We start from the raw sequence: 13381 nt of genomic DNA on the forward strand, positions 1-13381 counted from the left end.
CTCGGCCCACCGGTCCGGCCGCCTTCACCCATCTCCTCGCGAAGACTGTATGCAATCTACGATATTCGCCTAGCCCGGTTCAGGGCAAGCAGGTCGACCGCGGCGTAGACATTGCGCAGGGTCGGGGCGGGGACGCCGGTCAACTCGGCCAGCTCGACGACGGCGCCGATGATGGCGTCGGTCTCCAGGGCCTTGCCGGCCTCGAGGTCCTGGAGCATCGAGGTCTTGTGGTTGCCGACCCGCCGCGCCCCGTCGATGCGCTTCTCGATGGACACCGACGGCTGCGCGCCGGCGGCCCGGGCGATGGCCACGGTCTCGGCCATCATCGACGCGACGACGGCTCGCGTGTCGTCGTGCTCGCAGATCTCGGCCATGGTCGCGCCGGTCAACGCGCTCAGCGGGTTGAAGGCGACGTTGCCCATCAGCTTGATCCAGATGTCGTCACGCAGCCGCGCCTCGACCGGACACTTGAGACCGCCGGCGATCATCGCGGCGGACAGGTCCTGGCAGCGCCGGGAGATCGAGCCGTCGGGCTCGCCGATGGAGAACCGGGTGCCCTCGAGATGCCGGATCACGCCCGGCTCCTCGATCTCGGTCGAGCAGTAGACGACGCAGCCGATGGCCCGGCGCACGTCGAGCACCTCGCTGACCGCGCCGCCCGGGTCGACGGCCTCGATCCGTTGCCCCTCAAGGGGATGACCGGCCAGCCCGTGGAAGTACCACCACGGGATGCCGTTCTGCGCGGCCACCACGGCGGTGTCCGGGCCGAGCAGCGGCGCCAGCAACTTGCCGCACGACGCGTAGGAGTTGGCCTTCAGGCCGAGGAAGACGAAGTCGGCCTGGCCGACCTCGCCGGGATCGTCGGTGACCGGCGGCCGCGCGGTGAAATCGCCGCGTGGGCTGAGCACCCGCACGCCGTCGCGGCGCATGGCCGCCAGGTGCGCGCCGCGCGCGATCAGATGGACGTCGACACCGGCCCTGTGCAGGGCCGCCCCCACATAGGCGCCGATGGCCCCGGCGCCGAGAACAGCGACTTTCATGGCTCACCTCAGTGTCGGCGGAGATTGAATACAGTATGCGATCTGGCGACGTTCGACGGTAGACCCCCGTGAGTGTTACGTCCGGTAGTAGTTCGATTGCACTGTGTGCACGATTTGCGCTAGCATGACCACGCGAGGTGACCCGTCCCACGGGGAGTGTCTTTTGCATACGAAATTCTGTAACCTTTAAGCACCGATCCCACGCTGTGCCCTAGGAGGCCCTGGTGAGCGAGCCCGCGACACCGTTCCCCGGCGGAGCGGTCAACCGGCGCCGGGCGACCCGCGGCACGCTCGGCGACTCGGCCGCCCGCAAGGTTGAGCGCCCGGCCCCGCTGCGGCAGGCCGTCTACGAGGCCCTGATCGAACTGATCGTGAACCGCACGCTCCAACCGGGACAGCACCTCGTCGAGATCGAGCTCGCGGAGTACCTGGGGGTCAGCCGCCAGCCCGTTCGTGAGGCGCTGCAACGACTTCAGACCGAAGGCTGGGTGGATCTACGCCCGGCCCAGGGTGCGTTCGTGCACACGCCGACCGAGGAAGAGGCCGACCAGCTGCTGAGCGTGCGCAGCGTGCTGGAGACCCACTCGGCCAAGCTGGCCGCCGAGAACGCCAACCCGAGCGACGTCCTCGTGCTGGAACATCTCCAGCTGGAGGGGGTCGACGCCCTGGAAAACCTGGATGTCGACCGGATGGTGGCGGCCAACGCGGCCTTGCACGCGTTCATCACCAAGCTGTCCGGCAACGCGGTGCTGGCTGAGCTCATCGGCCTGGTCGACCGCCGCGTGCGCTGGTACTACACGCCCATCGCCAGGCCTCGGGGCGAGGACGCGTGGGCCGAGCACGACCAGCTCATCCAAGCCATCGCCGCCGGCGACGCCGAGCAGGCCAGCCGGATCATGACCGCGCATACGGAACGGACCCGACTGGCCTACCACGAGGAACGTCAAGCTCAGGCGAACAGCTAAGCGGTGGTTGGGGCGCCGAAGCCCGAGGCCGCGGCCGACACCGTGGTCTTGGTCTTCGGACGTCCCGGTTGGTGTAGGAACAGCGTGATACCGGCGGCCAGCAGAGCAATGCAGCCGGCGAGGATGTACGCGCCGGTGTAGCCCCACGCGGTGACCACCATGGCGCCGAGACCGCCGCCACCGACACCGCCCACGAGCTTGGCGCTGTACACCAGGCCGTAGTTGGTGGCGTTGTAGTTCTCACCGAAGTAGTCCGGCACCAGTGCGGCGAACAGCGGGTAGAACGCGCCGCCGCCGAAGCCGACCAGAAACGCGAACACCATGAACAGCGCGATGTTCTCGGTGTTGCCCGCGTAGACCAACCCGAACTGCGCGATGCCGGCGATCACCAGCACCAGGGTCAGCGTCTGCCGCCGTCCGATGTGGTCGGACAGCCAGCCGACGAGCGCCCGGCCGGTACCGTTCACAATGGACAGGACGCCGGCCGAGGACGCCGCCACGAACGGCCCGAAGTGGCTGGCCGTCGCGAACTGCACCTGGAAGTTGATGCCGAACAGCGACACACCGCCGATGATGACCAGCGAGATCCACATCAGCGGCAGCATGCCGCTGCGAATGGCCTCGCCCGGGGTGAACTGCTTCACCGCGGGCGGGTTCTTGGCCAGGCTCTTGTTGGTCTTGGTGTTGCGCACCCACTCCTTGGGGTCGATGTGCTCGGGCCACCAGTTCTTCGGCGGATCCCGGAACATCAGTCCACACACGACCACCACGACCAGCATGTACAAGCCGATCAAGGACAGGATCAGGGTCGTGCTGCTCGGCGTGAGCACCGCGCTGAAGATGTAGATGAACGGCACCGCACCGTAGGCGAAGCCGCCGTTGACGAATCCGGTCCGCGCACCGCGTTTTTCCGGATACCACTTGCCGACCATGTTGATGCACGTGGCGTACACCAGGCCGGCGCCGATGCCGCCGCAGACCGAGTAGCCGAGGAAGGCCAGCCCGAGGCTGCCGCTGTACGCGATCGTGAAGTAGCCGATGCCCGACAATGCCGCGCCCAACAACATTGCCGAACGAGCGGAAACCACGTTCTTCTCGCGTAAGCGCCCCGCGGGGAAGGCGATGGCGGCCTGGAAGACCGCCCACACCGTGGCCAACCAGAACACCTCGGTCAGCGTCCAGCCGTTCTTCGCTTCTAGCGTCTTCACGACGGCACCCCAGCCGTATTCGTAGACGCTGACCGCGATCATCGCGATCCATGGCAGCCAGACCATCCAGGCTCGGGAACGTCCCATGATGTCCTGAGGACTCTCGCCGATCCGGTAGACCCTGCCGTTGTCGTCAGTCAACTCCCTGTAACTGGTGGAACTTGTGGTCATCGGAGCCCTTTCGCGTCATTGCGAGTCCCCAGTTCCCCTGTGTGTCCCTCCGAAGGCGTGTCATCGAGCCGCGAGTGAATCGCTAAGTCTGGACCGGCATCATGCCTCCAATCCGGCTGCTTGTCAGCCCTCCAACAGTCCTGCTTCCCTGGCCCAGCGGTACTTCGCGCCGAGGACGGCGACCGGCTTCTCCGTGGTGTACGGGTAGGCCACGATCCCGTGGCGGTACAGGAACTCGGCCGCCTGCTCGACCTCGACGTCGCCCGACAGCGACGCCACGACCGGCTTGTGGATGCCGTGTTCCCGGTACTGCTCGACCACGTCGACGACGAGCTCGGCGAAGACCATGGGCGGCGTGACGATGGTGTGCCAGTAGCCCAGGATCAGCGCGTGCACCCGCTCGTCGGCCAGGCCGAGCGCGATGGTGTTGCGGTACGTCGACGGCGGCTCGCCGCCGGTGATGTCCACCGGGTTGCCGGCCGCGCCGAACGGCGGGATGTATTCCCGGAAGGACCTGTCCAGATCCTCCGGAATGGACATCAGCGTGAGGCCGTTGTCCACGCAGGCGTCCGACAGCAGCACACCCGAGCCGCCGGCGCCGGTGATGATCACGACGTTCTCACCCTTGGGGGTCGGCAGCAGCGGCACGCCGCGGGCGTACTCCAGCATGTCGTTGAGGCCCGGCGCCCGGATCACGCCGCTCTGCCGCAGGATGTCGTCGTAGACCTTGTCGTTGCCGGCCAACGCACCCGTGTGCGAGCTGGCCGCCTTGGCGCCCTGCGCGGTGCGCCCGGCCTTGAGCACCACCACCGGCTTGGACTTCGAGACCCGCTTGGCCGTCTCCGCGAAGGAGCGGCCGTCCTTGAGGTCCTCGAGGTGCATGGCGATCAGCTTGGTGTTGTCGTCGTGCTCGAAGAACGTCAGCAGGTCGTCCTCGTCGATGTCGGCCTTGTTGCCGACGCCGACGATCGCCGACACACCCATCTGCGCCGACCGGCTGAAGCCGAGGATGGCCATGCCGATGCCGCCGCTCTGCGAGGACAGCGCGACTCCACCCTGCACGTCGTACGGGGTGCAGAAGGTAGCAGACAGATGCTCAGGTGTGTAGTAGTAGCCGTAGATGTTGGGGCCGAGGATGCGCACCTGGTGCTCACGAGCGATCCTCACGATCTCGTCCTGGAGTTCGTGGTTGCCGGTCTCGCCGAAGCCGGACGGGATCAGGATCGCGCCGGCCACGCCCTTCTCGCCGACCTCCTTGAGCGCCTGCGGCACGAACTTGGCCGGGATGGCGAACACGGCCACGTCCACGTCGCCGGGCACGTCGCCGATGCGGGCGAAGGCCTTGCGGTCCAGTATCTCGGTGGCCTTGGGGTTGATCGGGTAGATCTCCCCCCGGTAGCCGCCGCTGACCAGGTTCTTCATCACCGAGTTGCCGATCTTGCCGTCCTCGGCCGACGCCCCGATCACGGCCACCGCGGCCGGCTTCATGATCCGGTTCATCGCGGCCAGGATCTCCTGCTGGGAGAACCGGTACGGCTCGGTGGCGGCCTCGGCGTCGACCAGGATGCGCACGTCGACCGCGGTCGCACCGGTCGGCGTGGCCAGCACCGGGTTGAGGTCCACTTCGGACAGTTGCGGGAAGTCGCCGACCAGGTCGGAAACCCGCGTGATCAGGTCGGCGATGGCGTCCCGGTCGGCCGGCTCGGCGCCGCGCACGCCGCGCAGGATCTCGGCCGCGGCGATGCCGTCGATCATCGACAGCGCCTGCTCGCGATCCGTTGGCGCCAACCGGAAAGTGACGTCCTTGAGCACCTCGACCAGCACGCCGCCGAGGCCGAACGCGACGATCTTGCCGAAGGTCTGGTCGGTGGTCGCCCCGACGATGACCTCCTGCCCGGCCGGCAGCATCTGCTGCACCTGGATGCCGACGATCTTCGCGTTCGGGTTGTAGATCTTGGCATTCGCCGTGATGGTACGGAATCCGTGCGCCACCTGGGCGGCGTCCTTGATCCCGACCAGCACGCCGCCGGCCTCGGTCTTGTGCAGGATGTCCGGCGACACGATCTTCAGCACCACCGGGAAGCCCATCCGCTCGGCCAGCTCGACCGCCTGCTCGGAGTCGGTGGCCAGGCCCTCGTCGGGTGTGCTGATGCCGTACGCGTCGCAGACGATCTTGCCCTCGGGCGCGGTCAGCGAGTCGCGGCCGTCCGCCGCGACCTGCGCGAGCACCCGCTGGACCGCCTCGCGGTCGTAGTTGACCATCGTTGTCCCCTCAGATCACGCCGGCGGCGCGCAGCCGCTCCAGCTGGTCGGGGCCGTACCCCAGTTCGCCGAGCACCTCGACGTTGTGCTCGCCCAGCAGCGGCGAGCGGGTGATCTCCACCGACGAGTCGGAGAGCTTGAGCGGGTTGCCGACCGTCTTGTACGCGCCCCGGCCCGGGTGCGCCACCTCGACCACGGAACCCAGTTCGGCCAGCGTCTCGTCCTCGATCAGCTCCTTGGTCGACAGGATCGGCCCGCACGGCACGTTGACCGCGTTGAGCTGCTCCATGACGTCCCACTTGGTCAGGTTGCTGGTCCAGTCCTCGACCATGGCGAACACCTTGTCCAACTTGGACAGTCGGGCCTCCGGCGTCGCCCACTGCGGGTCGTCGGCCAGCTCCGGCTTGCCGATCAGCTCGGTGATCGGCCGCCAGCCCGGCGGCTGGATGATCACGTAGATGTAGTCGTTGGGCCCGCCCGGCGCGCAGCGCACCGCCCATCCCGGCTGACCGCCGCCGGAAGCGTTGCCGGAACGGGGAACCTCGTCGCCGAAGCTCTCGTTCGGGTACTCGCCGAGTGGTCCGTGGGTCAGCCGCTGCTGGTCGCGCAGCTTCACCCGGCACAGGTTCAGCACCGCGTCCTGCATGGCCACCTGCACCCGCTGCCCGCGGCCGGAGTTCGTACGCTGGTAGAGCGCGGCCAGGATCGCGGCCACCAAATGGATGCCGGTGCCCGAGTCGCCGATCTGGGCGCCGGTCGCGGTGGGCGGGCCCTCCTCGAAGCCGGTGGTGCTCATCGAGCCGCCCATGGCCTGCGCGATCACCTCGTACGCCTTGAAGTCGGCGTACCGGCCGGGGCCGAAACCCTTGATGGAGGCGTAGATCAGGCGCGGGTTGAGCTCGCTCAGCTTCTCCCACGAAAAGCCGAAGCGGTCGATCACGCCCGGCCCGAAGTTCTCCACCAGAATGTCCACTTCGGACACCAGCTTGGCGAAGATCTTGGCGCCGTCCTCGCTCTTCATGTTCAGCGTGATGCTGCGCTTGTTGGAGTTCAGCATGGTGAAGTAGAGGCTGTCCTCGCCCGGGATGTCCCGCAGCTGGCCGCGGGTGATGTCACCGCGGCCCGGCGTCTCCAGCTTGATCACGTCCGCGCCCAGCCAGGCCAGCAGCTGGGTCGACGACGGACCGGACTGCACGTGGGTCATGTCGAGGACGCGCACGCCCTCCAGCGCCTTTCCCATCACGGCCTCCAGCTCACTTGTACATGGTCTGGTTCATGGTTCCGGGGGCGTACGCGTCCGGGTCGACCCAGACGTTGATCAGCGACGGCAGCCCGGACTCGCGGGCCCGCAGCAGCGCCGGCCCGATGTCGGCCGGGTCGCGCACCTCCTCGCCGTGGCCGCCGAGCATCCGGGCGAACTCGCCGTAGCGCACGTCGCCCAGCGTGTTGCCGACGCGTTCCCTTGCCAGGCCGTACTTCTGGGCCTGGCCGTAGCGGATCTGGTTCATCGACGAGTTGTTGCCGATGATGCCGACGAACGGCAGGTTGAACCGGACCAGGGTCTCGAAGTCCCAGCCGGTCATGGAGAACGCGCCGTCGCCGAACAGCGCGACGACCTCCTTGTCGGGGCGGGCCAGTTTGGCCGCCATCACGAAGGAGATGCCGACGCCGAGCGTGCCCAGCGGCCCCGGGTCCATCCAGTGGCCGGGCGAGCGGGGTTGCAGCACCTGGCCGGAGAAGGTGACGATGTCGCCGCCGTCGCCGACGTAGATGGAGTCCTCGGTGATGAACTGGTTGATCTCGTGCATCAGCCGGTACGGGTGGATCGGGTTGGCGTCGGAAAGCAGCTGCGGCAACCGCTTCTGCCTGGCCTGCTCCTCCACCTTGTGCAGCTCCTCCAGCCACGGTTTGCGGCCGGTGGCCCCGTTGTCGACGCGACCGGAGGCGGCGGCGGTGACCGAGGAGAGGATCAGGCCGGGGTCGCCGACGATGCCGAGGTCGATGTCCCGGTTCTTGCCGACGGTGCGGTAGTCCAGGTCGATCTGCACCACCGTCGCCTTGGCGGAAAGCCTTCGCCCGTAACCCATCCGGAAGTCGAACGGGGTGCCGACGATGACGATCACGTCGGCGTTGTCGAAGGCGTAGCGGCGCGAGAGCTGGAGGTGGTGCGGGTCGCCGGGCGGCAGCGTGCCGCGGCCGGCGCCGTTCATGTAGGCCGGGATGTTCAGCGTGCGCACCAGTTCGACGGCCGAGTCGGTGCCGCGCGTCGTCCAGACCTGGCTGCCCAGCAGGATCGCCGGCTTCTTGGCGTGCACCAACAGGTCCGCGAGCTTCTCCACGGCGGCCGGGTCGCCGGCCTGCCGGGTCGAGGCCCGGTAGCGGCCGGCCTGCGGGATGCGGGCCTTGTCCACCGGCACCTTGTTGTCCAGGACATCGCGCGGGATCTCCAGGTACGACGGGCCGGGCGCGCCGTTGAGCGACTCGCGGAAGGCCATCGACACCATGTCGGCCGCGCGGGCGGTGTCCGGCACGGTGGCGGCGAACTTGGTGATCGGGTTCATCATGTCGACGTGCGGCAGGTCCTGCAGCGAGCCCATCTTGTGCTGGGTCAACGCGCCCTGGCCGCCGATCAGCAGCATCGGGCTCTCCGCGCGGAAGGCGTTGGCCACGCCGGTGACCGCGTTCGTGGTGCCCGGGCCCGCGGTGACCACCGCGCAGCCGGGCGTGCCGGTGATGCGGGCGTACCCGTCGGCGGCGTGCGCGGCGACCTGCTCGTGGCGGACGTCGACGACCTTGATGCCCTCGTCGACGCAGCCGTCGTAGATGTCGATGATGTGCCCGCCGCACAGCGTGAATATGGTGTCGACGCCCTCGGCCTTGAGCGCTTTCGCGACGAGATGGCCACCTGAGATCAACTGGGGCGCGGGGGCGGATCCGTTCGCCGTCTGGCTGTCTACCACGGGTTCTGTTCCCACCATGCTGGTCAACTCCTCGCCGGCTCCGCTGCACTGTAGATTGCATACGATATGGAGTAGGCATATGCTTACGCCTGTTCCGGCCCGGTGTCCAGAGCAACGCGACAACATTTCGCGACCTTGGCGCCCAGTGGGAGAACCCGAACTCCGGTAGGCGGAAAACCCGGCAGCCAACAGTCAGAGGAGGGCCGCACGTGGATCTGTTCGAGCACGAGGCCAGGGACCTGTTCGCCCGGCACGGCGTCCCCGTGCCACCCGGCGAGGTCACCACGACACCGGCGGGCGCGTTCGCCGCCGCGGTGGACATCGGCGGGCCGGTAGTGGTCAAGGCCCAGGTGAAGACCGGCGGCCGCGGCAAGGCCGGCGGCGTCAAGCTGGCGACCACGCCGCAGGAGGCGCAGGCCGCGGCCGAGGCCATCCTCGGGATGGACATCAAGGGGCACACCGTGCACAAGGTGCTGGTGACCGCCGCGTCCAAGATCGCCGACGAGTACTACTTCTCCTTTCTGTTGGACCGGGCCAACCGGACCTGGCTGGCGATGGCCTCGGCCGAGGGCGGCATGGACATCGAGGAGGTCGCGGCGACGCGGCCGGAGGCCCTGGTCCGCGAGCCCCTGGTCGACATGGACCTGGGCCGGGCCGCCGATCTCGCGCTGGCCGCCGGGCTGCCGGTCGAAGCGGCGGACGTGATCGTCAAGCTGTGGGAGGTGTTCGTCGCGGAGGACTGCACCCTGGTCGAGGTGAACCCGCTGGTGCGCACCGAGTCCGGCGAGATCATCGCGCTGGACGGCAAGATCACCCTGGACGACAACGCCACCTTCCGGCACTCGCTGCGGCCGTTCGGGGTCGAGGTCGCCGACCCGCTGGAGCGGGCGGCGCACGAGAAGGGGCTCAACTACGTCAAGCTGACCGGGGACGTCGGCGTGATCGGCAACGGCGCCGGGCTGGTGATGTCCACTTTGGACGTCGTCGCGCAGGCCGGCGGGGCCGGGCCGGCCAACTTCCTGGACATCGGCGGCGGCGCGTCGGCGCAGGTGATGGCCGACGGGCTGGAGATCATCCTCGGCGACGCCGACGTGCGCAGCGTGTTCGTGAACGTGTTCGGCGGTATCACCGCGTGCGATGCCGTCGCCGACGGCATCCTCCAGGCGCTGGGCATGCTGGGCTCGCGCGCGACCAAGCCGCTGGTGGTGCGGCTGGATGGCAACAACGTCAAGCGGGGACGGGAAATCCTGATCGAGGCCGGGCATCCGCTGGTGACCATGGTGGAGACGATGGACGACGCCGCGCGCACTGCCGCCCGGCTCGCGGCGCAGGGAGCGTGACATGGCGATCTTCATCGACGAGGGCAGCCGGGTCGTCGTGCAGGGCATGACCGGCGCGGAAGGCAGCAAGCACACCGCGCGCATGCTGCGGTCCGGCACCAACATCGTCGGCGGCGTCAACGCCCGCAAGGCCGGGCAGTCCTTGGCCGTGGAAGGCAAGTCGCTGCCGGTGTTCGGCGGCGTGGCCGAGGCGATGGCCGCGACCGGCGCCGATGTGTCCGTCCTTTTTGTACCGCCGCCGTTCGTCCGCGCCGCGGTGATCGAGGCCGTAGACGCCGGCATCGGGCTGGCGGTCGTGATCACCGAGGGCGTGCCGGTGCACGACACCGCCGCGTTCTGGGCCCATTCCGCCGGCAGCAAGACGCGGATCATCGGGCCCAACTGCCCCGGCGTGATCAGCCCGGGCAAGTGCAACGCCGGCATCATCCCGGCCGACATCACCAAGCCCGGCCGGGTCGGCGTGGTCTCCAAGTCGGGCACGCTGACCTACCAGCTCATGCACGAGCTGCGCGACTTCGGCTGCTCGACCGCCATCGGCATCGGCGGCGACCCGATCATCGGCACCACGCACATCGACGCGCTGCGGGCCTTCCAGGACGACCCCGAGACCGAGCTGATCGTCATGATCGGCGAGATCGGCGGCGACGCCGAGGAGCGGGCCGCCGCTTTCGTGCAGGCCAACGTGACCAAGCCGGTCGTCGGCTACGTCGCCGGTTTCACCGCGCCCGAGGGCAAAACCATGGGCCACGCCGGCGCCATCGTCTCCGGTTCGTCGGGCACCGCCGAGGCGAAGAAGGTGGCGCTGGAGGCCGCCGGCATCGCCGTCGGTCGCACTCCGGGCGAAACCGCTTTGCTGGCAAGGGAACTGCTCACGGCGTGACCCGAGCGCCGAGCGGCGATCCGGTGTCGACCCCGGATCGCCGCTCGGATTCAAGTTGTCAGACCGGGATGTCGCCGGCCGTGCCCCACTGCTGGGTGGCGATGTTGAGCGCGTACCAGACGCCGTTCGACGGCCGCCACACCACGAAGTCGGTGCGGTGGTCGCCGGTGAAGTCGCCCGCCACCGGAACGTCGCCGGCGGTGCCCCACTGCTGGGTGCCGCCGTTGAAGCGGTACCAGACGCCGTTGCTCGGCCGCCACACGGTGAAGTCGGCCCGGCCGTCGCCGCTGAAGTCGCCGATGACCGGGACGTCGCCCGCGGTGCCCCACTGCTGGCTGTAGGCCCCGCCGGTGCTGCTGTCGATCACGTACCAGGTGCCGTTGCCCGGCCGCCAGACGGCGTAGTCGCTGCGGCCGTCGCCATCGTAGTCCGCGGTGACCGGGACGTCGCCGCTCGTACCCCATTGCTGTGTAACGACTTGACCGTTACTCGAGCGGATCACGTACCAGACGCCGTTGCTGGGCCGCCAGACCGCGAAGTCCGTCCGGTGGTCGCCGTCGAAGTCGCCGGTGACCGGGACGTCGCCGGCCGTGCCCCATTGCTGGGTAACGACCTGACCGTTACTGGACTTGATCACGTACCAGACGCCGTTACTGGGCCGCCAGACGGCGAAATCCGCCTTGCCATCGCCGTCGAAGTCACCGGCCACCGGGACATCGCCGCTCGTACCCCACTGCTGGGTAACGACCTGACCGTTACTGGACTTGATCACATACCAGACGCCGTTACTCGGGCGCCAGACCGCGAAATCCGCCTTGCCGTCACCGTCGAAGTCGCCCGCGATCTTCTGCGACGACGGCTCGAACTGCGCCGGCGCCGCGTGTGCCGCCAGCGGCAGCATCGTGGTGGCCGCGATCAGGACGGCGAGCGCCGAACCGAGCTTTGTGCCGATTCGCATTGCTGTTGACCTCCCCTTGGTCGTTGCGAGGAAGACTCTCCCAGTGCCCGGTCACGCCCGTCAGAGCCGTTCACCTCAAGGGTGTCGGGATAATTTCCCGGCCAAACCCCGTAACGCTTGACCTTGTCGCAGCGTGCAGGTGTTTGCTTAGACCATGCGGATCGGGGAGCTAGCCGGGCTGGCCGGAGTGTCGACGAGGACCGTTCGGCACTATCACCGAATCGGTCTCTTGCCCGAGCCTTCGCGACGGGAGAACGGGTATCGGACCTATGAGCTGCGGGACCTCGTGCTGCTGCTGCGAACCCGACGACTCGTCGAACTCGGGCTGTCGCTCGAGGAGGTCGCCGACGCGCTGTCCGACGACCGCGGCCGGGATCTGGTGGAGATCATCCGGGAAATCGACGCTTCCTTGGCTTCGCAGCAGGAGCAGATCGCCCGGCAGCGCGCCGCCATCGCCGACCTGCTGGCCGCCGACGGTGATCTGCGTTCTCCCGCCCTGGTCGACGTGCTGTCCTCGTTGGGCGATCATCCCGCTCGGGAGCGGGAAAGCCTGGTCGCCGAGCTCATCGAGTCCCTGACCGGGAACCTCGACCTGTACGAGTCCGTCGCCGCCGATCCCTCGTTGCGGTCCCAGATCCTGGCCGTCGAGACCGAGTTCGCCGCCCTGGTCGACGTTTCCCCGACCTCCCCCGTCGTCGAGGAGCTTGCCTCCCGGGCCCGGTCGTTCGGCCCTGCCGTCGCCGCCCTGCTGCCGACGGACGCCAGTGTGGACGCCGACGCCGAGACCCTGTTGTCCGCCGTCACCTCCGGCATGTCGCCCGCCCAGGTTCGCTGCCTGCGCCTCATGTTCTCGTACTGGCAGGAGGAGATGACGTGATCCGCTGCTTGGTGGAGTGGTTGTTTCGCCGCCGTTCCCTCGGGTTCCACTATGGACGATCGTTCCGCCCGATCATCTTGGTGTTGCTCGTCCTGACCATTGTGGAGGGTGTGATCGCCGAGCTCGTCCTGGGCTACCTGCTCGCCGGCACCTTCTGGCCTTGGCTCACGCTCGCCCTGCACGTGTACGGGCTCTTGTGGGTGCTCGGCGTGCTGGCTTCGCTCGAAGTCCGGCCGCATGTCATCGAGGACGACGCACTCGTGTTGCGCGACAGCGCTTTCAGCCAGCTGTCGATTCCCCTGTCGGCTGTGCGTTCGTTCTCGAAGATCTCCCGCGCGGGGGTGCTTCGCTCGGGCCTCAAGGTCCAGGGCGATGTGGCGATGTTCGCCTACGGGGACGCCAACATCACCGTGCACATCGAGCCCGTGGACGACCCGCGCTTGGCCGGCGTTCGGCAGATCCAGTTCACAGTGGACGATCGGGAGAGTTTCCTCGCCGCCGTCGAGGGCGTCCGGGCGGCGTGAGGTTCCTGCTCGTCCTCCCCGAAGCCGAGCAGGAACCGCACGGGCGGCCGAGTCGGACCTCTCCCCTGGTCCGCACGCCCGCCCCTCGTCAGGCGCGTGGGCCATTCGACTCAACCAATCCACCCCTCGGACGGCCACCGGTGGTAACACCAGTTGACCGCCGCCGGACCAGTCTATGGCAGCGACCGGGGGTGTC

Annotated in this window: 11 protein-coding genes; 5 read left to right on the forward strand and 6 right to left on the reverse strand. The window is 68.3% G+C overall.

Features of this window, described 5'->3' with window-relative positions; all coding sequences use genetic code 11:
* Window positions 1-56: 56 nt before the first annotated feature.
* On the reverse strand, window positions 57-1040 hold the full coding sequence (locus tag M3Q35_RS21055) for a 2-dehydropantoate 2-reductase (RefSeq protein ID WP_273943645.1): 984 nt from the start codon (window positions 1038-1040) through the stop codon (window positions 57-59).
* A 224-nt stretch (window positions 1041-1264) separates the two neighbouring features.
* On the opposite strand from M3Q35_RS21055, the gene M3Q35_RS21060 reads away from it, so the two are divergent.
* Entirely contained in the window at window positions 1265-2005 is a 741-nt protein-coding gene (locus M3Q35_RS21060) for a GntR family transcriptional regulator (RefSeq protein WP_273943646.1), read from the forward strand.
* Here the strand turns inward: M3Q35_RS21060 and M3Q35_RS21065 are convergent.
* From M3Q35_RS21065 to M3Q35_RS21080, 4 genes are all read right to left on the reverse strand, one after another.
* On the reverse strand, window positions 2002-3354 hold the full coding sequence (locus tag M3Q35_RS21065; protein ID WP_273943647.1) for an OFA family MFS transporter: 1353 nt from the start codon (window positions 3352-3354) through the stop codon (window positions 2002-2004). The genes M3Q35_RS21060 and M3Q35_RS21065 overlap by 4 nt on opposite strands.
* Window positions 3355-3507: 153 nt before the next feature.
* Window positions 3508-5646 (reverse strand): acetate--CoA ligase family protein, encoded by a 2139-nt coding sequence (locus M3Q35_RS21070; protein WP_273943648.1) that lies wholly within the window; start codon window positions 5644-5646, stop codon window positions 3508-3510.
* A gap of 10 nt (window positions 5647-5656) precedes the next feature.
* On the reverse strand, window positions 5657-6886 hold the full coding sequence (frc, locus tag M3Q35_RS21075; RefSeq protein WP_273943649.1) for a formyl-CoA transferase: 1230 nt from the start codon (window positions 6884-6886) through the stop codon (window positions 5657-5659).
* 13 nt (window positions 6887-6899) lie between these two features.
* Window positions 6900-8624: a thiamine pyrophosphate-binding protein gene (locus tag M3Q35_RS21080; RefSeq protein WP_379794346.1), complete on the reverse strand. Its 1725-nt coding sequence runs from the start codon at window positions 8622-8624 to the stop codon at window positions 6900-6902.
* Between the two features lie 191 nt (window positions 8625-8815).
* Here M3Q35_RS21080 and sucC point away from each other — a divergent pair, with 191 nt between their 5' ends.
* Window positions 8816-9946 (forward strand): ADP-forming succinate--CoA ligase subunit beta, encoded by a 1131-nt coding sequence (sucC, locus tag M3Q35_RS21085; protein ID WP_273943651.1) that lies wholly within the window; start codon window positions 8816-8818, stop codon window positions 9944-9946.
* 1 nt (window position 9947) lies between these two features.
* Window positions 9948-10826: a succinate--CoA ligase subunit alpha gene (gene sucD, locus M3Q35_RS21090; protein ID WP_273943652.1), complete on the forward strand. Its 879-nt coding sequence runs from the start codon at window positions 9948-9950 to the stop codon at window positions 10824-10826.
* A 58-nt stretch (window positions 10827-10884) separates the two neighbouring features.
* On the opposite strand, the gene M3Q35_RS21095 is transcribed toward sucD, so the two are convergent.
* Entirely contained in the window at window positions 10885-11784 is a 900-nt protein-coding gene (locus M3Q35_RS21095) for an FG-GAP repeat domain-containing protein (protein WP_273943653.1), read from the reverse strand.
* Between the two features lie 154 nt (window positions 11785-11938).
* Between M3Q35_RS21095 and M3Q35_RS21100 the strand changes: the two genes are divergently transcribed.
* Together M3Q35_RS21100 and M3Q35_RS21105 are read left to right on the forward strand one after the other, a co-directional pair.
* The gene (locus M3Q35_RS21100; RefSeq protein WP_273943654.1) at window positions 11939-12661 is read left to right on the forward strand and encodes a MerR family transcriptional regulator; all 723 of its coding nucleotides are present in this window, start codon (window positions 11939-11941) and stop codon (window positions 12659-12661) included.
* Window positions 12658-13185, forward strand: a complete 528-nt coding sequence (locus M3Q35_RS21105) for a hypothetical protein (RefSeq protein ID WP_273943655.1) — start codon at window positions 12658-12660, stop codon at window positions 13183-13185. Before M3Q35_RS21100 ends, M3Q35_RS21105 begins: the two co-directional genes overlap by 4 nt.
* Window positions 13186-13381: the final 196 nt, after the last annotated feature.

Origin of the sequence: Kutzneria chonburiensis, from assembly GCF_028622115.1 — a bacterium.
GTDB classification, from domain to species: domain Bacteria; phylum Actinomycetota; class Actinomycetes; order Mycobacteriales; family Pseudonocardiaceae; genus Kutzneria; species Kutzneria chonburiensis.